Here is a 20,900-nt window from a genome sequence, read left to right as displayed (position 1 = left end):
TTGCAGCACATCGCCGGCAAAATCCTGCGCACGCTGGGCTATGCCTTCCAGGACGAAAGCCTGCTGACGCGCGCCCTCACGCATCGCAGCGTGGGCGCCCGTCATAACGAAAGACTGGAATTCCTCGGCGATGCACTGCTCGGCATGGTGGTCGCCGAGCACCTGTTTTCGCAGTTTCCCGACGCCGACGAAGGCCAGTTGACGCGCACTCGCGCGACCCTGGTCAATCGCGAGAGCCTGGCCGAGGTCGCGCGCGGTCTCGATCTCGGCGATCTCATCCGCCTGGGCGAAGGCGAATTGAAGAGCGGCGGCTGGCGCCGTGACTCGATCCTGGCCAATGCCGTCGAAGCGCTGCTGGGCGCCATCTATCTCGACGGCGGCATGGACGCCTGCCGCGACACGGTGCTGCGCCTGCTCGCCACGCGGCTCAGCAGTATCGACCCCGACAGCACACGCAAGGACGCCAAGACCGCCTTGCAGGAATTCCTTCAAAGCCGGCGTCGCAGCCTGCCGGAGTATAAGACCATGGATATATCGGGCCCGTCCCACGAGCAAGTTTTCACCGTCAGTTGCCAGGTCGACAGCCTGCCGGAGCCGGTCGTCGCCAGCGGGCCGACACGCCGCAAGGCCGAGCAAGCCGCCGCGCGCGCCACCTTGCAGCTGTTGAATCCGCGATGAGCACGCCCGTGGAACGCTGCGGCCTGGTCGCCATCGTCGGCCGCGCCAATGTCGGCAAGTCGACCTTGCTCAATTGCATACTTGGCCAAAAGCTCAGCATCACGTCGCGCAAGCCGCAGACCACGCGTTATCAAATCCTGGGTGTGAAGACCATTGACGACACGCAGTTGGTGTTCGTCGACACGCCGGGCTGGCAGCGTCATCCCAAGAACGAACTCAACCGCCAGATGAACCGCCAGGTGCGCCACGCGCTGGGCGATGTCGACCGCGCGGTGCTGGTTGCCGACGCACGCTATTGGCATGCCGACGACCAGGTCGTGTACGACATGCTGAGCGAGGCCGGTCTGCCCATAGTGCTGGCGCTCAACAAGCACGATCTCCTGAAATCGAAAGCGGATCTCCTGCCGCTGATCGCGGAACTCAGCGCGAACAAGCAGTTCGCCGCCATCATTCCGATCTGCGCGCGCACGGGCTCGGGCGTCGATGATCTCGTGAACGAACTCAGTCGTGCCATGCCCGAACGTGCGCATCTGTATCCCCACGACCAGATCACCGACCGCCCGGAGCGCTTCTTCGCCAGCGAGATCATTCGCGAGAAAACCCTGCGCTTCCTCGGCGACGAGTTGCCCTATCGCACCACGGTGCTGATCGACGATTTCAAGGACGAGGACAACCTCACCAGCATCCTCGCGACCATCTGGGTGGAACGCGACAGCCAAAAATCCATCGTGATCGGCAAGGACGGCGAGCTGTTGAAGCGCATCTCGACCGAGGCGCGCCAGGATCTCGAGCAACTGCTGCAGCGGCGTGTGTTTCTGCGCGTATGGGTCAAGACCCGGCGCGGCTGGACCGACAGCGCCGAGGCCATGCAGCCGCTGGGGCTGGGCGATTGAAGTGTGCCCATGTCACGCGCCCATGTAGGTGGGAATGAATTCGCACCTACAGGCCGTTGCTCACTGACATGGCCACCGACGCCGCCGATGATTCAGGCTACGTGCTCCACAGTCGCCGCTACCGTGAGACCAGCCTCATCGTCGAATTCCTGACCGAGACCCGTGGACGCGTGGCGGCGGTGGCGCGCGGCGCTTTGCGGCGCAACTCGGCGCTGGCCGCCAGCCTCCAGCCACTGGTGCCTTTGCGCCTGCAGCTCGTCGGCCGCGGTGAACTCATGAACCTGGTGCGCGCCGAACCCTTGGCCCATCCGCCTATGCTGGCGGGTGAGCGTCTCTACTGCCTGTTCTATGTCAACGAACTCGTCATGCGCCTGACCGCCAGCCATGATCCCAACCATGAACTTTTCGAGATCTATTGCGCCACGTTGGCGGCGCTGGCCGGCGAGGGCGCCATCGAGGAGATCCTGAGACGCTTCGAGAAGCAGCTCTTGGATGCGCTCGGCTTCGGCCTGCAGCTCGATTGCGAGGCGGGCGGCGACCAGGCGCTCGCGGCCGAGGCGTGCTATCACTACGACGTCGAGCGCGGCGCGGTACCGGTCGGGCCCGAAGCCACCGGCTCGAAGGTGCACGGCGCGACCCTGCTGGCATTGGCGGCGGAGGAACCGCTGTCACCCCAGGCACTGCGCGAGGCCAAGCACCTCATGCGTCATGTGCTCAATCACCATCTCGATGGCCGCCCGCTGACGTCGCGCAAGCTGTTCGAAGCGCTGGCGGGCGGAAAGCCGTAGAATTGCGCCGGCATTTTCGATCACCACGCGCTTGCCGCCGCAGAGAACTTGAAGCATGAATCTCGGAGTCAACATCGACCACGTCGCGACCCTGCGCCAGGCACGCCGTACCCGTTACCCGGATCTCGCGATTGCCGCGCGCGCCGCCGAGGTCGGTGGCGCCGACAGCATCACCATTCACCTGCGTGAAGACCGGCGCCATATCCAGGACGCCGACGTTCACCAGCTGCGCCGCAGCCTCGAAGTGCCCATGAACCTCGAGATGGCGGCCACCCACGAGATGGTGTCCATCGCCTGCGCGGTGCGGCCATGGGCGTGCTGTATCGTGCCGGAGCGCCGCGCCGAGCTGACCACCGAAGGCGGCCTCGATGTCGTCGCCTGCTACGAACAGCTCGGCCCGCTGTGCGCCCACCTGGCGCGCGCCGGCATCGAAGTGTCCCTGTTCATCGACCCCAGCGAAGCGCAGATCGATGCCGCCGCGCGCCTCGGCGTGGCCGCCATCGAACTGCACACCGGCACCTATGCCGACGCCACGGAGGCCGGGCAACAGGCTAAGCAGCTAGCACTGATCCAAGCCGGCGCGGCGCGGGCCGCCGCCGCCGGTCTCATCGTCAACGCCGGCCATGGCCTGCACTATGAAAACGTCGCGGCGATCGCCGCCATCGAGGTGATACGCGACCTCAACATCGGTCATTCCATCGTGGCGCGCGCGCTGTTCGTCGGCATGACCGGCGCGGTCGAGGAAATGAAACTGGCGATGCGCAAGGCCGCACCGTGATCCGCGGCATCGGCGTCGACATGGCGGAGATCCGCCGCTTCAGCGAATCCTACGAACGCTTCGGCATGCGCTTTCCGGAACGCATCCTCTCCGACAGCGAACTGCGCGACTTCGCGCGCACGCGCAACCCGGGGCGCTTCCTGGCCATGCGCTTCGCGGCCAAGGAAGCGACCTCCAAGGCGCTCGGCACGGGCTTCAAGCAAGGCGTGGCGCCGCGCCAGATGTACGTCGTGCATTCGCCGAGTGGCAAACCCAATCTCGGCGTGTCCGGCCAGGCGGCCCGCCTGTTCACCGAAATGGGCATCTCGGCAAGCCACATCTCGCTCACCGACGAGGGCGGTTTCGTGGTGGCCTACGTAATCCTCGAAACGCCCTGAGCGGCGGGCAGCCGCTTGCAATCGTCACCCGCTCCAAAGCATCTCATTCAACGCAGCACACCATGTCCACCAGCCAACAAGAAATCGCGCGTCGTCGCACCTTCGCCATCATCTCCCACCCCGACGCCGGCAAGACCACGGTCACCGAGAAGCTGCTGCTGCTCGGCGGGGCAATCAACATCGCCGGCACCGTCAAGGCGCGCAAGAGCGCGCGCTATGCGACCTCGGATTGGATGGAAATTGAAAAGCAGCGCGGCATCTCGGTGACATCCTCGGTGATGCAGTTCGATTATCGCGACCGCGTCATCAACCTGCTCGACACGCCCGGTCACGAAGACTTCTCGGAAGACACCTACCGCACCCTGACCGCCGTCGACTCGGCGCTGATGGTCATCGATGCCGCGCGCGGCGTGGAAGACCGCACCATCAAGCTGCTGGACGTGTGTCGCCTGCGCAATACGCCGGTCATCACCTTCATCAACAAGCTCGATCGCCATGCCCGCGATCCGCTGGACCTGCTCGACGAAATCGAGACCGTGCTCAAGATCAAATGCGCGCCGGTGACCTGGCCGCTGGGCTCCGGGCAGCATTTCGATGGCATTTTCGATTTTCGCACCCGCACCGTCATCCCCTACGTGCGTGGCGGCGACAACGACCAGCGCGAGGAGGCCGAGCAGATCTCGCTCGAGGAAGCGCGGCAACGCTTTCCCGAGAGCACCAAGACGCTGATGGAGGAAATCGAACTCATCGAAGGCGCGGGCACCGAGTTCAACGAAGAGGACTATCTCGCCGGGCGCATCACGCCGGTGTTCTTCGGCACGGCGCTGCGCAATTTCGGCGTGCGCGAGCTGCTGAACGCCTTCGTCGAATACGCGCCCGGCCCCTTGCCGCGCGACACCACGCAGGGCGAAGTACCGGCCGACGCGCCGAGCTTTTCCGGCTTCGTGTTCAAGATCCAGGCGAACATGGACCCCAATCACCGCGATCGCATCGCCTTCGTGCGGATCTGCTCCGGGCAGTACCAGGACAGCAAGAAGTTCTACAACGTGCGCCTCGCTCGCCAGGTGCAGTTGCCCAATGCCATCCGCTTCATGGCCCAAGGCCGTGACGCCACCGAGTCGGCGTGGGCCGGCGACATCATCGGCATCCACAACCACGGCACCATCCAGATTGGCGACACTTTCACCGAAGGAGAGAAATTCAAGTTCTTCGGCATTCCGAGTTTCGCCCCCGAACTGTTCCGCCGCGTGCGCACCGCGGATCCCTTGAAGAGCAAGGCGCTGATCAAGGGCCTGACGCAGCTGTGCGAGGAGGGCGCCGCGCAGGTGTTCAGCTACATCAACCGCAACGACATCGTGCTCGGCGCGGTGGGTGTGCTGCAGTTCGACGTGGTGGCGTGGCGGCTGAAGTACGAATACTCGGTGGAGTGCATCTTCGAACCGATCTCGGTGCAGACGGCACGCTGGGTGACGGCGGCCAAGGACGCGGACATCGACAAGCTCAAGGCCCACTCGGGCCAGTACCTGGCGATCGATGGCGCGGGGCAGTTGGCCTACCTCGCGCCGTCGATGGTCAACCTCGGGCTTGCACAGGAACGCTTTCCGGAGATCAACTTCCGCGCCACGCGCGAAATGCTGGAGTAGCAGGCTGCGGTCACCTTGCGCGACCGCAGCCGTAGAGACTCAGACCCGGTTGCCGCGATTGTCGTCGTCGTCGTCCTCACCGTGATGGGCGGCGGCGATGGGTGCGACGCTGGCCGGGTCGGCGGTCGGTTGGATTTCCTCTTCCTCGACGCCTGCAGCCGGCGCGGCCGCCACCGGCACCGCTTCAGCAACGCTCGGCACCGTTTCCTCCACCGCGGCGCTGGGCGGCGCGGCTTCGACTTCGGCGTCGGTACCGGCCACCACGGTCGGCGCCTCGGACGGCTCGAACTCGAAATGGTTCTGCACCGCGACCGGCGTCGGCTTGTCGTCTTCGACCAGTGGCGCCGGCTCGTCTTCCGCGGCGGCGATCACCTGCACGTTCTCCGGGACCGGATTGGGGTTTCTCTCGGTCGGGTCTTCGTCGTAGTCGTAGCGCGGCGTATTGAACTCGTCGAGGCCATGCGCGGCCACGGTCGTCGTGGCTTCCACCGTCTCGGACAGCGCGTCGTCGGCGACCTCGACCAGCGCCACGGCGCCGGCCTGCTCTTCGCGGCGCGGGCGTTCACGACGGCCATCGCGGCGACCACGGCCACCGCTGTTGCCTTCGCCATCGCCGCCGCGCGGTTGCTCGTCGTTGACCACGCCCGTTTCGGCGTCGACGACCGGCGCGTTGTCGCGGTTGCCGCGACCGCGGCCCCGGCCGCGACGACGTTCACCGCCCTCGCGCGGCGCGCCGTCACGGTTGCCGCCATCCCGGTTACCGGTATCGCGATTGCCGGTGTCGCGGTTGCCCGCTTCGCGCGCGGCGGGTTGCTCGCGATTGCCGTTGACCTCGCGCTGGCCACCGTCGCGATTAGCGCGCTCACGGTTGCCGCCTTCACGACCGGCCTGCTCGCCGCGGTTGCCGCTTTCGCGGTTGCCACCTTCACGATTGGATTGACCGCCGCGCCGATTGGCGCCACCGCGGCTGCGACGGCCGCCATCGGCACGTCCATCGCGTTCGCCATCGCGGCCACCACGACCGCGCTCTTCGCCAGCGCTGCGCGCGCGACCGGTCTGCTGCACCGGCGCCGGCGCTGCTTCGCCACCGCCGAACAGGCCGCCGAACAGCTTGGCGAAAAAGCCCGGGCGCGGTGCGTCGGCGGCCGGCGCGGGCGGCGGCTCCGGCTGGGGCGCGGCACGCACCACGTCCTTGACCAGCGGCTGCTGTTGCGGCGGGGTGGGCTTGCTGCGCGTCAGGTCGACCGTCGGGCTTTCGACCTCGGAGACCATTTCGTAGGACTCACCGAGATGCATCTTCGGCAGGTCCTGTTCACGGATACGCTGGATCTCGAAATGCGGGGTCTCGAGATTCTGATTCGGAATGAGCAGGATCTGCACTTCCTGGCGCGCCTCGATACCGGTCACGTCCTGACGCTTCTCGTTCAACAGGAAGGTGGCGACATCCACCGGCACCTGGGCGGTGACCTTGGCGGTGGAATCCTTCATGGCCTCTTCTTCGATGAGGCGCAGCACACCGAGGGCGGTCGACTTGACGCTGCGAATGGTGCCGACGCCGTCGCAGCGCGGGCACACCCCGTGGCTGAACTCGGTGAGCGACGGACGCAGGCGCTGACGCGACATTTCCAGCAGGCCGAAGCGCGAGATGCGCCCGATCTGAACGCGTGCGCGATCGGCGGCCACGGCATCACGCAGGGTGTTCTCCACCGCACGCTGGTTCTTGGCCGACTGCATGTCGATGAAATCGATGACGATGAGTCCCCCCAGGTCGCGCAGCCGCATCTGGCGGCCGATTTCCTGGGCGGCTTCGAGGTTGGTGCGGGTCGCGGTCTCCTCGATATCGCCGCCCTGGGTGGCTTTCGATGAGTTGATATCGATGGTGATCAGGGCCTCGGTCGGCTCGATGACGATGGAGCCGCCGCTGGGCAGGCGCACCGAGCGCGCGAAGGCGGTCTCGATCTGGCCTTCGATCTGGTAGCGCGTGAACAGCGGCACGCTGTCCTCGTAGAGCTTGAGCTTGTTGAGGTTCTGCGGCATGACCTGCTGCATGAACTCCTGGGCCTGCTCGTAGAGCTTGCGGTCGTCGACCAGGATCTCGGCGATGTCGTTGCGCAGGTAGTCGCGCACGGCGCGGATGATGACGTTGCGGTCCTGGAAGATCAGGAACGGCGCCTTGCGGCTCTCGGCGGCCTCGTCGATGGCCTTCCACAGCTGCATGAGGTAGTCGAGGTCCCACTGCAGCTCTTCGGTCGACTTGCCGACACCGGCGGTGCGCAGGATGAGCCCCATGTTTTCGGGGATTTCGAGCCCGGACATGGCCTCGCGAGCCTCGTCTCGGTCATCCCCCTCGATCTGGCGAGACACGCCACCGGCACGGGGATTGTTGGGCATCGCCACCAGGTAGCGGCCGGCGAGGCTGATGAAGGTGGTGAGCGCCGCGCCCTTGTTGCCGCGCTCTTCCTTCTCGACCTGTACGACCAGTTCCTGGCCTTCGGACAGGACGTCCTTGATGTTGACGCGGCCACCGTTGCCGCCGGTGCCCTTACCCTTGTCCTTGAAATAGGAGCGGGAGATTTCCTTCAACGGCAGGAAGCCGTGGCGCTGGGCGCCGTAATCGACGAAGGCCGCCTCGAGGCTGGGCTCGATGCGGATGATCTTCGCTTTGTAGATGTTGGATTTTTTCTGTTCTCTGCCCGTTGCTTCGATGTCGAGGTCGTACAGTTGTTGCCCATCGACCAATGCAACGCGCAGCTCTTCCGGCTGGGTCGCGTTGACCAGCATTCTTTTCATTGTCAAAAGTCCCGTAACGGGGCTTCAGCGAGAGGCGTACGAGTGGAACCGCAAAGTTCCGGCACTTGCGTGCTCGGACGTCGCCAAACACTGGCGAACCCCAGCCGGTGCTGGCATGACTGCCTCGAACCGACTTCGATTGATACACTGCACGTGGAGTTGACTGCCACGGCCGCCGTTGCGCGGAGCCCGCATGGGATGACCCGGTCAGACCGGTGTTAAGCCGCGTTTCGAACCAGATAAACGCTGACTGCTACCGTCCTGCCCCCGCGGATGCGAAACTGTGCGTGCGGGCAGAACGTCTGACGGGATTGCTAAAATACTTCGAAGCCTAGCCGTAACTTCCCATCGTATAGGGCATTTCCGCTTTCAAAATCCGTGCCCTTGGGGCGCGAAAATCGACGTGGACTATAACAACCTTGAGCCTGCTCAGCAATCACGAAACCGATCCGTCCAGTTCTGGCACGCGTACCGCGGTGCGCGCCGAGACCGTCACGGCGGAGCACGCCGGTCGACGCATCGACAACTACCTGCTGCTGCTGCTCAAGCCCGCGCCCAAGAGCCTGGTGTACAAGCTGCTGCGTAGCGGCCAGGTGAGGGTCAACGGCGGACGCTGCAAGCCCGACTACCGCCTGTCCGCCGGCGACGTGCTGCGCATCCCGCCGGTGGTGGCCGTCGCGCCGGGCGAGATCCACATTCCCGACAGTCGCCTCGCACAGCTCGAGGCCGCCGTGCTGTTCGAGGACGAGCATTTCCTGATTGTCGACAAGCCTGCCGGCCTGGCCTGCCACGGCGGCACCGGCGTCGCCTACGGCGTCATCGAGATTGCGCGCAAACTGCGCCCGGCGGTGGCGCGCCTCGATCTCGCTCACCGGCTGGACCGCGACACTTCGGGCTGCCTCATTCTCACCAAGCAGGTCGACGTGTTGCGCAATCTCCACGAGGAGATCCGCGAGCGCCAAATGGAGAAGCGCTACGTGGCCTTGATGCGCGGCGTCTTGCCGGCCGACCTCAAGTCCATCAGCGCCGCCCTGTCCGCCGACCGCGAGCAGGGCGCCGAGAAGCGCGCGCGCGTCAACAGCGACGGCAAGGCGTCGCAAACCATCGTCGAGAAGGTCGAGCCCGTCGGCGACCATTCCCTGGTCAGCCTGCGGCTGGTGACCGGGCGCATGCACCAGATCCGCGCCCACGCCCAGCACATCGGCCATTCGGTGGCCGGTGATCGCCTGTACGGCGACGACGAGTTCAACCGCGCCATGGCGGCACGCGGGCTCAAGCGCCTGTTCCTGCACGCAGCGTCGATTGCCTTCGAGAGTGGCGCACGTCGCATCGAGGCCGAGGCGCCGCTGCCGGCCGAACTCGACGCGCTGCTCAAGGATCTGCGCCGGACGGGATGATTACCCTCATCGTGTTCGACTGGGACGGCACGCTGATGGATTCGGAGGCGCGCATCGTCACCGCCATGCAGCAGGCCTTCGCCGGGGAGGGGGCGCCACCGCCAGCGGCCTCCGCGGTGCGCGAGATCATCGGCCTCGACCTCGGCCACGCGGTCGCGCGGCTCGCGCCGCGCCTGCCCGCCGCCCGGCTCGGCGCGATCGTCGACGGCTACCGCAATCGCTATGCGCGTCTGCACGCGATACCGAGCCCCTTGTTCGACGGCGCCGAAGCGAGCCTCGCGGCGCTGCGTGCCGCCGGCTACCTGCTGGCGATTGCCACCGGCAAGAGCCGTCGCGGCCTAGACCGCGCGCTGGAGGAGAGTGGCGTTGGCGACTATTTCGCCACCAGCCGCTGCGGAGAGGAATGCGCGCCCAAGCCGGACCCGGCCATGCTGCGCGACATCCTGTGGGATCTGGATACGCCGGCCGAGCAAGCCTTGATGGTGGGCGACACCGAATTCGACCTCGTGATGGCGCACGCCGCCGGCGCCCACGCGGCCGCCGTCACCTACGGCGCGCATCCGCGCGCGCGCCTGCTCGAACATCGGCCGGCGCTGGTGGTCGACGCGATACACGAACTCGCCGATGCCGTCGCCGGGTTCAACCAACGCCTTTCCACGATGATCTAAGCCAGGAGCACAGGCCATGGGCTGGGACAATCCCGAGCAAGACCCGCCATCCACTTCCAAGCCGGCCAGCGGCGAACCGTCCACCGGCCTGGAAAACCGGCTGTTCGAGCGCATGTCCTTCGAATTCCTGCGCGAACAGCGCGCCGCGCGGCGTTGGGGCATTTTCTTCAAGCTGCTGGCGGTGCTCTATGTCAGCGGCTTCATGTTGATGTCGCTGCCCTCGGACTGGAACGTCGCGACCATGGGCGGCGGCAAGGTCACCGCGCTGGTCGACCTGCAGGGCGTCATCGCCCACGGCAGCGAAGCGAGCGCGGACAACATGGTGAAGGGCCTGCGCGCGGCCTTCGAGAACTCGTCGACCGCCGGCGTCATCCTGCGTATCAACAGCCCCGGCGGCAGCCCGGTCCAGGCCGGCTATATCAATGACGAGATCTTTCGCCTGCGCGAAAAATATCCCGACATCCCGCTGTACGCGGTGGTCGAGGACATCTGCGCTTCAGGCGGCTATTACGTGGCGGCGGCAGCTGACAAGATCTACGCCGACAAGGGCAGCCTGGTCGGCTCCATCGGCGTGCGCATGGACGGCTTCGGCTTCGTCGACAGCCTCGGCAAGCTCGGCGTCGAGCGGCGCCTGTTCACGGCCGGTGAGAACAAGGGGTTCCTCGATCCGTTCAGCGACCTGGACCCGGTGCACGTCGAGCACGTGCACAAGCTGCTCGCCGAGATCCATCAGCAATTCGTCAATACCGTACAGAAGAAACGCCGCGACAAGCTCAGCAAAGACCCGAACATCTTCTCGGGGCTGGTGTGGACCGGCACCCAGGCACTGGAGCTCGGGCTGGTGGACGAATTCGGCTCGGCCGGTGGCGTCGCCCGCGATGTCATCGGCGCGGAGAAAATCGTCGACTTCACGCCCCGCGACTATTCCGTCGAAGGCCTCTTGAAGCGCACCGGCGTATCGATGCTGAGCACGCTGGTCAGTACCCGCGGCTGGTCATGGTGAACCGGCCAGGACATCGAATCCGGCCCGTTCCAGCATGGCGCGCAGCGCGATCAACGGCAGCCCGATCAAGGCCGTCGGGTCGTCGGACGTGATCGCGTCGAACAAGGCGATGCCCAGCCCCTCGCACTTGAAACTGCCGGCGCAATCGAAGGGCTGTTCGCGGCGCACGTAGTTGCGGATGGCGTCCGACGTCAGCGTACGGAAGCGGACTTCGGTGGCGACCACCGCGAGTTCATGAGTGTCGCGGGCGGCATCGAGCAGGCACAAGCCGGTCAGGAAATGCACGGTGCGTCCCGAGGCGGCTTCGAGTTGGGCCACCGCGCGCGGCTCGTCGCCCGGTTTGCCGAGCATGCGACCGTCGAGCACCGCGACCTGATCGCTGCCGATGATGAGTGCGTCGGGCGCCTCGTCGACCAGCGCACGCGCCTTGGCCAGCGACAGGCGTCTGACCAACTCAACGGGCGCTTCGTGCGGCAATGCGCGCTCATCGACGTGCGGCGCCCGGCACGAAAACGGCCAGCCGAAGCGCTCGAGTAGGGCACGGCGGTAGACGGACGAGGACGCGAGCAGCAAGCGGGCTGAGGCGCGGCGGGGGGGCGCATTGGACGAGGCCGGGCCGGACATGAAATCTCGTGTTCTAACTCGCTGATGTTTGGCCTATACTACCGCGCCCTCATGGCCAGCGAACTACCCGAACAGATCGAATGCCGCCAACTCGCGGCGGGCACGGGGGTGCTGAGCGGTGTATTGAGCCCGGCGCGCCTGGCGCGTATCGACGAGCCCTACCGGGTGACCGGCGCGGTGACGGTGGAGCTTGGTTGCAGCGCGCGAGACGGCGGCGGCTTTCGCATCGAGGCGCGCATAACCGCGCCGCTCGAAGCCCACTGCCAGCGCTGTCTCGAATGGACGGCATGGCCGGTGACCGTGAACATGGACCTGGTCGCGCATGTCAAGGCGCCAGCGTCGCAGGATCACGACGAAGAGGACAGTGTGGAACTCGTCGACGGCATGCTGCCGTTGCGCGAGGTGATAGAGGACGAAATTTTGTTGAGTTGTCCCTTGGCGCCCATGCATGAGCGCAAGGACTGCCCGGCAGACGACAGTTTCGAGGCGCAGGCGGTCGCAAGCGATCGCAAGCAGCCGTTCGCGGGCTTGGCGGATCTGCTCAAGTCACGCGAGCAAGAGTGAAGACAGACGGAATATTTGAAGCGGAGAGTGCATCATGGCAGTCCAACAGAACAAACCGACCCCTTCGAGCCGGGGCATGCGTCGTTCCCACGATCGATTGAAGAACCCGGCCCTGTCGGAAGAGCCGACCACCGGCGAGACCCATCTGCGCCACCATGTCAGCCCCGACGGCTACTACCGTGGCAAGAAGGTCCTGGCGGACAAAGAATAATCCAGTCGCCCGGTGAGCGGCTCGACGTCCTTGGGGGGACGTCGCACCGTTCGCTGCCGCACTCACACCATTCCATCCTCGATCTGAAAGACACTCACGTCCTCCAGTGACGATACGCATCGCAATCGATGCCATGGGCGGCGATCACGGCCCGGTGGTAACCGTGGCCGCGGCCGCGCAGGCGCTTGCCCGCCATGCCAACCTGGAACTGGTGCTGGTGGGCGACGAACCGACCCTCGAGCGGGCCCTGACCGCCAGCGGTCTCGGCGGCCATGCCCGCGTCAGCATCGAGCACGCGTCGCAGGTGGTGGAGATGCACGAGAAGCCGTCGTCGGCCTTGCGCGGCAAGCGCGAGTCGTCGATGCGCAAGGCCATCGACCAGGTCAAGGACGGACGCGCCATGGCCTGTGTCAGCGCCGGCAACACCGGCGCGCTGATGGCCATCGCGCGTTTCGTGCTGAAGACCCTGCCCGGCATCGACCGCCCCGCGATCTGCGCGACCTTGCCTGGCAAGTTGAAATCGACCCATGTGCTCGACCTCGGCGCCAACGTCGATTCGACGTCCGAGGAATTGTTCCGCTTCGCGGTGATGGGCGCGGTGCTCGCCGAAGCGGTCGACAATCGTCAGAACCCGACGGTCGCCCTGCTCAACATCGGCGAAGAAGAAATCAAGGGCAATGACCGGGTCAAGCAGACCGCTGTGCTGCTCGAACAGAGCGCACTCAACTATGTTGGCTTCGTCGAGGGCGACGACATCTTCGCCGGCAAGGTCGATGTCATCGTGTGCGACGGCTTCGTCGGCAACGTGGCCTTGAAGGCCAGCGAAGGCGTGGCGCGCATGCTGGGCGACATCGCCAAGGAAGAATTCACCCGTGGCCTCCTGTCCAAGCTCGGCGCCCTGCTGGCGCGGCCGGCCTTGAGGGCACTGAAAGACCGTGCCGATCCGCGCAACTACAACGGCGCGAGCCTGGTCGGCCTGCGCGGCATCGTCATCAAGAGTCACGGCAGCGCCGACGCGCTTTCGTTCGCCCATGCCATCGACGTCGCCGTGCTCGAAACCGAAAAGGCGGTGCCGGAGCGCATCAGCCATCTTCTCGAAGAAATGCTTGCCGGTAACGAAGCCACATGAGCCAGACCCAGACCTCATCCCGACTCGCTTTCGCCTTCCCCGGCCAGGGTTCGCAGAGCGTGGGCATGGTCGCCGCGCTCGCCGGCGAATTCGGCGAAGTGAAGGCGCGCTATGAAGCGGCCAGCGAGGTGCTGGGCTTCGACCTGTTCAAGCTCGTCAACGACGGGCCCGAGGACGAACTCAATCGCACCCAGAACACTCAACCGGCGCTGCTTGCCGCGAGCGTGGCGACCTGGGATATCTGGCTGAAGGAAGGCGGCGCGTTGCCCACGGTGATCGCCGGCCACAGCTTCGGCGAGTACTCGGCCCTGGTGTGTGCCGGCGCGCTCGAGTTCGCCACCGCCGTCGGCCTGGTCGCCGAACGCGGTCGCCTCATGCAGCAGGCGGTGCCACCGGGCGAAGGCGCGATGGCCGCCATCCTTGGTCTAGACCTTGAACCCTTGCAGGCAGCCTGTGCCGAAGCCGCGGCCGAGGGCGGCGTTTGCGCCTGCGCGAATCTCAATGCCCCCGGCCAGATTGTCATCGCCGGCAGCAGCGCGGCGGTCGATCGGGCCTGCGCGATCGCCAGTGCCAAGGGCGCCAAGCGCGCCATGAAACTGCAGGTCAGCGTACCCGCGCATTGCGCGCTGATGTCGCCGGCCGCCGAAACCTTTGCCGCGCGCCTGGCCGAGGTCAAGTTCGAGACGCCTCGCATCACCGTGCTGCATAATGTCGACGTCGCCAGTCACGGCGAGGCCGCCGCGATGCGCGATGCCCTGATCCGCCAGCTTTACTCGCCGGTGCGCTGGATTGAGACCATCGAGCAGTTCGCGCGCGCCGGTGTCACGCACGTCGCGGAGTGCGGCCCCGGCAAGGTGCTGGCGCCGCTCATCAAGCGTATCGACAAGAACCTGCAGACCGTGGCCTTGAACGAGCCGGCCGGCCTGCGTGATTTCATCGCCCTCGCTCGGAACGAACTGGTATGACCGCCAAACGTCTCGCTCTCGTCACCGGTGCCAGCCGCGGCATCGGTCTCGCCATCGCGCAACAGCTGGTGAAGGACGGCTTCGAACTGGTCGGCACGGCCACCTCGCAAGCCGGTACGAATGCCATCGAGGCCGCGTTCGGCGCGAGTGGCGCGCTGCGTGCAAGCCTCACGCTCGACGTACTCGATCGCGCCTCCATCGACGCCTTCTTCGCGCAGATGGACGAGCGCGGCCTGGCGCCAGACGTTCTCGTCAACAATGCCGGCATCACCCGCGACAACCTGTTGTTGCGCATGAAAGACGACGAATGGGACGCGGTCATCGCCGCCAACCTGAGCGCGGTGTTCTCCTTGAGCCGACGTTGCGTGCGCACCATGCTGAAGGCGCGCTTCGGCCGCATCATCAACATCACCTCGGTGATCGGCGCCGCCGGCAATGCCGGCCAGGCCAACTACGCGGCGGCCAAGGCCGGCGTGGTCGGCTTTACAAAATCGATGGCGCTCGAAGTGGCGAGCCGCAACATCACGGTCAACGCGGTCGCGCCGGGACTCATCGACACCGACATGACGCGCAAGCTGACCCAGCAGCAGCGCGACGCCGCCCTGGGCCAGATCCCGATGGGACGCATGGGCTCGGCGGAGGAGGTGGCGGCGGTGGTCGCGTTCCTGGCTTCGCCGCTGGCGGGCTATATCACCGGCGAGACGATCCACGTCAATGGCGGGATGTACATGGCCTGACATAATCGTCGCCGCGGTTCCCCGAGGAGCCTCGACAGCGCGTGCCCGGCGATACGGGTCTGTGAAGTTTTTAAAGTTGATTTCAAAGGGTTACTGCAAGCAAACCATTAAAGTTTTCTTGCAGTTTGGTCGGTTTTCACTAAACTAGCATGCGCCGCAATCAAGGCGGCACCATCATTGGGAGGAACTTCAAGCGATGAGTAGCGTTGAAGAACGTGTCAAGAAGATCGTCGTCGAGCAATTAGGGGTCAAAGAAGAAGAGGTCACTAACGAAGCATCATTTGTCGATGATTTGGGTGCGGACTCGCTTGACACGGTCGAACTGGTAATGGCGCTCGAAGAGGAATTCAAGACTGAAATTCCTGATGAAGAAGCTGAAAAGATCACGACCGTTCAGCAGGCCATCAATTACATCAACGATCATCTGGATTCATAATACCCACAAGCATTTGCGATAAGGCCGCGATTCGGTTCCAGAACGCGGCCTTTTCCATTTCTAGATCCCGGCAAGAGGTACAGTCAAGTTGGCGCAGCGGGTGGTGGTTACAGGCATGGGACTGGTTGCGCCCAATGGCAACACGGTCGAGTCGTCGTGGCAAAACACGAAGAACGGGGTGAGCGGCATTGCGCCGATCGTGTCGTTTGACGCGTCCGGGTTTTCCGCAAGGATTGCGGGCGAAATCAAGAATTTCGACATCACGCAGTTCATTCCCGCCAAGGAAGCGCGCAAGATGGACCCGTTCATCCATTACGGGTTGGCGGCCGCCATCCAGGCGATTGAAGACGCCGGCGTGGTGGTCACGGAAGCCAACGCCAAGCGCATCGGCACCATCATCGGCTCCGGTATCGGCGGCCTGCCGGGCATCGAGAAAGGCTACCAGTCCTTTCTCGATGGCGGCCCGCGGCGCATTTCGCCGTTCTTCGTGCCGAGCAACATCATCAACATGGTGTCCGGCAATCTCTCGATCAAATACGGCTTCAAGGGACCGAATTACGCCATCGTGTCGGCGTGTTCGACCGGCGCGCATTGCATCGGTCTGGCTGCCCGCACCATCGAGCGCGGTGAGCAGGACATCATCATCGCCGGCGGCGCGGAGTTCGCCACTTGTCCGACCGGTATCGGCGGCTTCGCTTCGGCCAAGGCGCTGTCGACGCGCAACGACGACCCGACGGCGGCCAGCCGTCCGTGGGATGCCGAGCGTGACGGTTTCGTGCTCGCCGACGGCGCCGGCGTGCTGGTTCTGGAGTCGCTCGAGCATGCGCAGAAGCGCGGCGCGCGCATCTATGCCGAGCTGGTCGGTTTCGGCATGAACAGCGATGCCTACCACATGACCGCCCCGTCGCCGAACGGCGAAGGCGCGGCCGATTGCATGGAGTTGGCGCTGGCCGATGCCAAGCTCAATCCGGAAGACATCGACTACATCAACGCCCATGGCACGTCGACGCCGGCCGGTGACAAGGCCGAGACCGAAGCGGTCAAACGCGTATTCAAGGAACACGCCTACAAGCTCGCCATGAGTTCGACCAAGTCCATGGTCGGGCACATGCTGGGTGCGGCCGGCGGCGCCGAAGCGGTGTTCTCCATCCTCGCGATCCGCGACCAGGTGGCGCCGCCCACCATCAATCTCACCACGCCCGATCCGGAGTGCGACCTCGACTACGTGCCGAACGTGGCGCGTCCGATGAAGATCAAGGTGGCGCTTTCCAACTCGTTCGGCTTCGGTGGCACCAACGGCACGCTGGTGTTCCGCCAGTTCTGACGCTGTCATGGCGCGTGTGACGTCAGCCACACGCGTCGCCCACCCGGGCACGCCGCCATGATGCTGCTTGACGGACAACCTTGCGACAGTTCACTGCTTCTCGATCGCGGTCTCGCCTACGGCGACGGCCTGTTCGAGACCGTGGCCGTGCGCGACGGCCGGCTGCTGGCGTGGGACGCGCACATGGCGCGCCTCGCTCGTGGCTGCGTGGCGCTGTCCTTACCGCCGCCCGAGCCCGCACTGTTGCGCCACGAAGCGCTTGCGTTGCTGGCTTCGCACAGCGAGGCGGTCATCAAGATAGTCGTGACCCGCGGCAGCGGCGGGCGCGGTTACCGTCCACCCGCCGAGGCTCGTCCGCGCCGCATCGTCAGCCTGCAGGCATGGCCTGGCGACCTCGAGGCGGACGTCGCGCGGCCCGTCAGCGTATGGGTTTGCCGCCAGCGACTTGGGCACCAGCCACGGCTCGCCGGCATCAAGCATCTCAACCGTCTCGAGCAGGTATTGGCGAGCGCCGAGTGGCCGGCGCCGGAATATTTCGAAGGACTGATGCTGGACATCGACGATCGCGTCATCGAGGGCATACGCAGCAATGTGTTCGTGGTGCAGGGCGACAGCTTGCTGACCCCGGACCTGTCCCGTTGCGGTATCGCCGGCGTGGTGCGCGAGGCGGTGCTCGACATCGCGCCGGCGCACGGCTTGAACCCCTGCGTGACCGATCTACGGCTCGAGCAGCTTGACGCATCGATGCAAATGTTCCTGTGTAATTCGGTGATGGGGCTGCGCGCCGTGGAACGCATCGATCACGACGACGCGCGCCTCAGCCTTGCCACGGCCGGCACGGTCGCGCGGCTTGGCGCAAGCCTGCGCGTCGCAGGAGTGGTGCCATGACTTTGCGCCGCGCACTTCTCGTGTCGCTGGCCGCGATCGTAGTGCTCGCGGTCGCAATCGCGGCATTCGACAACGCCAGTCGCAAGGCGATGCGCACACGCGTCGCGGTCAATCATGCGCTGCTGTTCACGGTACCGAGCGGAGCCGATTTGAACCAGGTGGCGACCCGCCTCGAGAGCGCGGGGCTGGTGTCGAGCCGCGGCTATTTTCAATGGCGGGTACGGTGGGCTGGCGTGGCCGGCGCCTTGCAGGCCGGCACCTATGAAGTGCTGCCGACCGACACGCCGTCGTCCTTGCTGGAAAAAATGATCAAGGGCCGCACCAAGACCTTCGCCATCACCTTCGTCGAGGGCTCGCGTTTCGCCGACATGCGTCGCGTGCTCGACGCTCATCCCTACGTGGTGCACAGCCTCGCAGCGCGCGATGACGCCGACATCATGGCCGCCGTGGGACTGGCCGGTGAGTCAGCCGAGGGTTGGTTCTTTCCGTCGACCTATCACTTCAAGGCCGAAACCACGGACCTGGCCTTGCTCAAGCGCGCCCACGCCCGCATGCGCAAGGAGCTGGACGCCGCCTGGCAACGTCGCGATACGGCGCTGCCCTACAAGACGCCGTATGACATCCTGATCATGGCCTCCATCGTCGAAAAGGAAACCGCGCGGCCCGAGGAACGGCCCGCCATCGCCGGCGTGTTCGTGCGTCGCCTCAAGAACGGCATGAAGCTGCAGACCGATCCGACCGTCATCTACGGCATGGGCGAGAATTACGCCGGCAACATCCGGCGCGCCGACCTGGAACGCGACACGCCGTACAACACCTACACTCGCAAAGGGCTGCCGCCGACGCCCATCGCGCTGCCCGGCGCCGCCGCGCTCGACGCCGCCGTCACGCCGGCAGGCGGCAATGCCCTGTACTTCGTCGCTCGTGGTGACGGCAGTCACCAATTTTCCGCCAGCCTGTCCGAACACGACGATGCCGTGCGGCGTTTCCAACTGCGAGGCAATCGATGACCGGCGCCGCATTCATTACCCTGGAAGGCATCGAGGGCGTCGGCAAGACCAGCGCGGTCGCCTGTGTCGCCGCGTGGCTGCGCGACCAGGGCCGCCCGGTCACATTGACGCGCGAGCCCGGCGGCACCGAGCTCGGCGAGCGGGTACGCGCGCTGGTGCTGGAACACAACGAAGTGCCGATCGCGCCGCTGGCGGAGCTGTTGCTGATGTTCGCGGCGCGCGCGCAGCACCTCGAACAGCTCATCCGTCCGGCCCTGGCACGCGGGGAGACCGTGGTCTGCGATCGCTTCACCGATGCCACCTATGCCTACCAGGGCGGCGGACGGGGTCTGTCGACGGCGCACATCGACAGCGCCGCGCGCCTCGTGCACGGCGATCTCGCGCCGAACTTGACCATCCTGCTCGATGCGCCACCGGAAGTGGGCTTGGGTCGTGCCCGCGCGCGCAGCGCCGCCGATCGCTTCGAAAGCGAGAAAGTGCAGTTCTTCGAGCGCGTGCGCGCGGCCTACCTCGCGCGCGCCGCGCAAGAACCGCGGCGCTTCGCCGTCATCGATGCAAGCCAGGCCATGGACCAGGTCCATCGCGACATTCGCCGACAGCTGTCGGAACGGTTGCCATGAGCGCGCCGTATCCATGGCTGGCCGCGGCGTGGGCGGATCTCATCGATCGCGCGGCGCGCGACGCGCTCGGCCACGCCTACCTGCTGTGCGGACGCGAAGGCTTGGGCAAGTTCGCCTTCGCCGACCACTTCGCGCGCGGACTGTTGTGCGAACGCCGCCCGCCCGACGGCCAGGCCTGCGGCGAATGCCGGGGTTGCCTGTTGACCGCCAGTGGGAACCATCCGGATCTGAAACTCCTGACGCTGGAAGAGGAGCGCAAGTCGATCGTCATCGACCAGGTGCGCGAGCTGATCGAGTTCTTCACGCTCAAAGCCCACTACCACGGGCGCAAGATCGGCATCGTCTACCCGGCCGATACCATGAACAACGCCGCCGCCAACGCGCTGCTCAAGATCCTCGAAGAGCCGCCCGCCAGCGCCTTGCTGTTGCTGGTGGCGAGCCGCCCGGCGCTGCTGCCGGCCACCATTCACAGCCGTTGCCAGCGCCTCAATTTCGCGCTGCCGGAGTGGGAGGTGCGCGAACAGTGGCTGCGCGCGCAGCTGGCGAATCGCGACAAGGCGCCGGCCTTGGACGCGCTGACCCTGTGCGGCGCGCCGCTCGAAGTGCTGGCGCAGCTCGACTCGGCCCGCCCGCAGCTCATGAACGATGTCATCGCCGCGCTGCGCACCCATCTCGACGGGCGCGGCAACGCATTGGAGGTGGCGCGGAGCTTCGCCGATGTCGACATCCGGCGCTACCTCGACACCCTCGAACTCAGCCTGCAGGCAGCGGCCCAGATGCGCGCCGGACACCTGCCGCCGCAGTTGCGGCTGTCCGCCAACAGTCAACGCCAGTTGCAGGAAATCTCAGATAAATTACACTTCGACAGCCTGTTGTCCTATGTCGATCTGGTGGGTGCGAGTCGCGCGATGGTGCTGCGTTCGAGCGGCGTGCGCGGCGCCGAAGTGATCGAAAACCTGTGGCAAGCGTGGATGAAAAGCATGCAGTTGGAGAACGCGTCATGAGCGCCGTCGGCAAGAACCCGCGCCAGGGCATCCTGTCCCTGACCATACGTGACAAGAGCTCGCTGTATGCCGCCTACATGCCGTTCGTGAAGAACGGCGGCTTGTTCATCCCCACCAACAAGGTCTACAAGATAGGCGACGAAGTGTTCATGTTGCTGACCTTGACCGACAGCAAGGAGAAGCTGCCGGTGGCTGGTCGGGTGGTGTGGATCACCCCGCGCGGCGCGCAAGGCGGCAAGACCGCCGGCATCGGCGTGCAGTTCAGCGAATTGGACAACGGCGCGACCCGTAACAAGATTGAGACCCAGCTGGCCGGCGCCTTGAAGTCCGACCGCCAGACCCACACCATGTAAGCGCGCGCGGTGGCTGTCGC

General features: G+C 65.5%; 23 protein-coding genes. 21 read left to right on the top strand and 2 right to left on the bottom strand.

Going from position 1 to position 20,900, the window contains the following annotated elements; all coding sequences use genetic code 11:
• The 6 genes from rnc to IPM80_03380 all read left to right on the top strand — a co-directional run bounded on the left by rnc (position 1) and on the right by IPM80_03380 (position 5,157).
• On the top strand, positions 1-678 hold the full coding sequence (gene rnc / locus IPM80_03405; GenBank protein ID MBK8957484.1) for a ribonuclease III: 678 nt from the start codon (positions 1-3) through the stop codon (positions 676-678).
• The gene (era, locus tag IPM80_03400; GenBank protein ID MBK8957483.1) at positions 675-1,571 is read left to right on the top strand and encodes a GTPase Era; all 897 of its coding nucleotides are present in this window, start codon (positions 675-677) and stop codon (positions 1,569-1,571) included. The genes rnc and era overlap by 4 nt, the downstream gene beginning before the upstream one ends.
• Before the next feature lie 68 nt (positions 1,572-1,639).
• Positions 1,640-2,359 (top strand): DNA repair protein RecO, encoded by a 720-nt coding sequence (recO, locus tag IPM80_03395; protein ID MBK8957482.1) that lies wholly within the window; start codon positions 1,640-1,642, stop codon positions 2,357-2,359.
• A 55-nt stretch (positions 2,360-2,414) separates the two neighbouring features.
• On the top strand, positions 2,415-3,137 hold the full coding sequence (locus IPM80_03390; GenBank protein MBK8957481.1) for a pyridoxine 5'-phosphate synthase: 723 nt from the start codon (positions 2,415-2,417) through the stop codon (positions 3,135-3,137).
• Positions 3,134-3,514 (top strand): holo-ACP synthase, encoded by a 381-nt coding sequence (locus IPM80_03385; GenBank protein ID MBK8957480.1) that lies wholly within the window; start codon positions 3,134-3,136, stop codon positions 3,512-3,514. Before IPM80_03390 ends, IPM80_03385 begins: the two co-directional genes overlap by 4 nt.
• 62 nt (positions 3,515-3,576) lie before the next feature.
• Entirely contained in the window at positions 3,577-5,157 is a 1,581-nt protein-coding gene (locus IPM80_03380) for a peptide chain release factor 3 (protein MBK8957479.1), read from the top strand.
• 39 nt (positions 5,158-5,196) lie between these two features.
• Here IPM80_03380 and IPM80_03375 read toward each other — a convergent pair whose 3' ends face one another.
• A complete protein-coding gene (locus IPM80_03375) occupies positions 5,197-7,947 on the bottom strand; it encodes an Rne/Rng family ribonuclease (GenBank protein MBK8957478.1) in 2,751 nt (916 codons plus the stop codon).
• Between the two features lie 476 nt (positions 7,948-8,423).
• On the opposite strand from IPM80_03375, the gene IPM80_03370 reads away from it, so the two are divergent.
• From IPM80_03370 to IPM80_03360, 3 genes are all read left to right on the top strand, one after another.
• Positions 8,424-9,344: an RluA family pseudouridine synthase gene (locus tag IPM80_03370; GenBank protein MBK8957477.1), complete on the top strand. Its 921-nt coding sequence runs from the start codon at positions 8,424-8,426 to the stop codon at positions 9,342-9,344.
• Positions 9,341-10,012: an HAD-IA family hydrolase gene (locus IPM80_03365; GenBank protein MBK8957476.1), complete on the top strand. Its 672-nt coding sequence runs from the start codon at positions 9,341-9,343 to the stop codon at positions 10,010-10,012. The genes IPM80_03370 and IPM80_03365 overlap by 4 nt, the downstream gene beginning before the upstream one ends.
• A gap of 112 nt (positions 10,013-10,124) precedes the next feature.
• The gene (locus tag IPM80_03360; GenBank protein ID MBK8957475.1) at positions 10,125-11,015 is read left to right on the top strand and encodes a S49 family peptidase; all 891 of its coding nucleotides are present in this window, start codon (positions 10,125-10,127) and stop codon (positions 11,013-11,015) included.
• On the opposite strand, the gene maf is transcribed toward IPM80_03360, so the two are convergent.
• Positions 11,007-11,639, bottom strand: coding sequence for a septum formation inhibitor Maf (maf, locus tag IPM80_03355; protein MBK8957474.1), 633 nt, complete (start codon positions 11,637-11,639; stop codon positions 11,007-11,009). The two genes, IPM80_03360 and maf, sit on opposite strands and share 9 nt — an antisense overlap.
• A gap of 51 nt (positions 11,640-11,690) precedes the next feature.
• On the opposite strand from maf, the gene IPM80_03350 reads away from it, so the two are divergent.
• The 12 genes from IPM80_03350 to IPM80_03295 all read left to right on the top strand — a co-directional run bounded on the left by IPM80_03350 (position 11,691) and on the right by IPM80_03295 (position 20,880).
• Positions 11,691-12,203: a DUF177 domain-containing protein gene (locus IPM80_03350; GenBank protein MBK8957473.1), complete on the top strand. Its 513-nt coding sequence runs from the start codon at positions 11,691-11,693 to the stop codon at positions 12,201-12,203.
• 34 nt (positions 12,204-12,237) lie between these two features.
• On the top strand, positions 12,238-12,414 hold the full coding sequence (gene rpmF, locus IPM80_03345) for a 50S ribosomal protein L32 (GenBank protein ID MBK8957472.1): 177 nt from the start codon (positions 12,238-12,240) through the stop codon (positions 12,412-12,414).
• Between the two features lie 106 nt (positions 12,415-12,520).
• A complete protein-coding gene (plsX, locus tag IPM80_03340) occupies positions 12,521-13,543 on the top strand; it encodes a phosphate acyltransferase PlsX (protein ID MBK8957471.1) in 1,023 nt (340 codons plus the stop codon).
• Complete coding sequence (gene fabD / locus IPM80_03335) at positions 13,540-14,508, top strand: ACP S-malonyltransferase (GenBank protein MBK8957470.1); 969 nt, start codon at positions 13,540-13,542, stop codon at positions 14,506-14,508. The genes plsX and fabD overlap by 4 nt, the downstream gene beginning before the upstream one ends.
• A complete protein-coding gene (gene fabG, locus IPM80_03330; protein ID MBK8957469.1) occupies positions 14,505-15,245 on the top strand; it encodes a 3-oxoacyl-ACP reductase FabG in 741 nt (246 codons plus the stop codon). Before fabD ends, fabG begins: the two co-directional genes overlap by 4 nt.
• Positions 15,246-15,441: 196 nt before the next feature.
• Positions 15,442-15,681, top strand: coding sequence for an acyl carrier protein (acpP, locus tag IPM80_03325; protein ID MBK8957468.1), 240 nt, complete (start codon positions 15,442-15,444; stop codon positions 15,679-15,681).
• Between the two features lie 115 nt (positions 15,682-15,796).
• Positions 15,797-17,005 carry a beta-ketoacyl-ACP synthase II gene (gene fabF, locus IPM80_03320; GenBank protein ID MBK8957467.1) on the top strand — a complete coding sequence of 403 codons (1,209 nt, stop codon included), beginning with the start codon at positions 15,797-15,799 and terminating at the stop codon, positions 17,003-17,005.
• Positions 17,006-17,062: 57 nt separating this feature from the next.
• Positions 17,063-17,893, top strand: coding sequence for an aminodeoxychorismate lyase (gene pabC, locus IPM80_03315; GenBank protein ID MBK8957466.1), 831 nt, complete (start codon positions 17,063-17,065; stop codon positions 17,891-17,893).
• Positions 17,890-18,903 (top strand): endolytic transglycosylase MltG, encoded by a 1,014-nt coding sequence (gene mltG, locus IPM80_03310; protein MBK8957465.1) that lies wholly within the window; start codon positions 17,890-17,892, stop codon positions 18,901-18,903. Before pabC ends, mltG begins: the two co-directional genes overlap by 4 nt.
• Positions 18,900-19,523 (top strand): dTMP kinase, encoded by a 624-nt coding sequence (locus tag IPM80_03305; protein ID MBK8957464.1) that lies wholly within the window; start codon positions 18,900-18,902, stop codon positions 19,521-19,523. The genes mltG and IPM80_03305 overlap by 4 nt, the downstream gene beginning before the upstream one ends.
• The gene (gene holB / locus IPM80_03300) at positions 19,520-20,527 is read left to right on the top strand and encodes a DNA polymerase III subunit delta' (protein ID MBK8957463.1); all 1,008 of its coding nucleotides are present in this window, start codon (positions 19,520-19,522) and stop codon (positions 20,525-20,527) included. The genes IPM80_03305 and holB overlap by 4 nt, the downstream gene beginning before the upstream one ends.
• Positions 20,524-20,880, top strand: coding sequence for a PilZ domain-containing protein (locus tag IPM80_03295; GenBank protein MBK8957462.1), 357 nt, complete (start codon positions 20,524-20,526; stop codon positions 20,878-20,880). Before holB ends, IPM80_03295 begins: the two co-directional genes overlap by 4 nt.
• The last annotated feature ends 20 nt before the right edge of the window (positions 20,881-20,900 follow it).

The organism is Pseudomonadota bacterium, from assembly GCA_016719885.1.
In the GTDB taxonomy this organism is placed as follows: Bacteria; Pseudomonadota; Gammaproteobacteria.
The sequence above is the reverse complement of the archived record's forward strand: the minus strand, read 5'-3'. Positions and strand labels throughout refer to the sequence as shown.

Coding starts and splice junctions, on each gene's coding strand:
- IPM80_03295 (MBK8957462.1), top strand. CDS start 20,524: ATGAGCGCCGTCGGCAAGAACCCGCGCCAGGGCATCCTGTCCCTGACC.
- acpP (MBK8957468.1), top strand. CDS start 15,442: ATGAGTAGCGTTGAAGAACGTGTCAAGAAGATCGTCGTCGAGCAATTA.
- fabD (MBK8957470.1), top strand. CDS start 13,540: ATGAGCCAGACCCAGACCTCATCCCGACTCGCTTTCGCCTTCCCCGGC.
- IPM80_03375 (MBK8957478.1), bottom strand. CDS start 7,947: ATGAAAAGAATGCTGGTCAACGCGACCCAGCCGGAAGAGCTGCGCGTT.
- fabG (MBK8957469.1), top strand. CDS start 14,505: ATGACCGCCAAACGTCTCGCTCTCGTCACCGGTGCCAGCCGCGGCATC.
- IPM80_03350 (MBK8957473.1), top strand. CDS start 11,691: ATGGCCAGCGAACTACCCGAACAGATCGAATGCCGCCAACTCGCGGCG.
- era (MBK8957483.1), top strand. CDS start 675: ATGAGCACGCCCGTGGAACGCTGCGGCCTGGTCGCCATCGTCGGCCGC.
- pabC (MBK8957466.1), top strand. CDS start 17,063: ATGATGCTGCTTGACGGACAACCTTGCGACAGTTCACTGCTTCTCGAT.
- recO (MBK8957482.1), top strand. CDS start 1,640: ATGGCCACCGACGCCGCCGATGATTCAGGCTACGTGCTCCACAGTCGC.
- mltG (MBK8957465.1), top strand. CDS start 17,890: ATGACTTTGCGCCGCGCACTTCTCGTGTCGCTGGCCGCGATCGTAGTG.
- IPM80_03380 (MBK8957479.1), top strand. CDS start 3,577: ATGTCCACCAGCCAACAAGAAATCGCGCGTCGTCGCACCTTCGCCATC.
- IPM80_03305 (MBK8957464.1), top strand. CDS start 18,900: ATGACCGGCGCCGCATTCATTACCCTGGAAGGCATCGAGGGCGTCGGC.
- IPM80_03390 (MBK8957481.1), top strand. CDS start 2,415: ATGAATCTCGGAGTCAACATCGACCACGTCGCGACCCTGCGCCAGGCA.
- IPM80_03360 (MBK8957475.1), top strand. CDS start 10,125: ATGTCCTTCGAATTCCTGCGCGAACAGCGCGCCGCGCGGCGTTGGGGC.
- holB (MBK8957463.1), top strand. CDS start 19,520: ATGAGCGCGCCGTATCCATGGCTGGCCGCGGCGTGGGCGGATCTCATC.
- IPM80_03365 (MBK8957476.1), top strand. CDS start 9,341: ATGATTACCCTCATCGTGTTCGACTGGGACGGCACGCTGATGGATTCG.
- fabF (MBK8957467.1), top strand. CDS start 15,797: ATGGGACTGGTTGCGCCCAATGGCAACACGGTCGAGTCGTCGTGGCAA.
- rpmF (MBK8957472.1), top strand. CDS start 12,238: ATGGCAGTCCAACAGAACAAACCGACCCCTTCGAGCCGGGGCATGCGT.
- maf (MBK8957474.1), bottom strand. CDS start 11,639: ATGTCCGGCCCGGCCTCGTCCAATGCGCCCCCCCGCCGCGCCTCAGCC.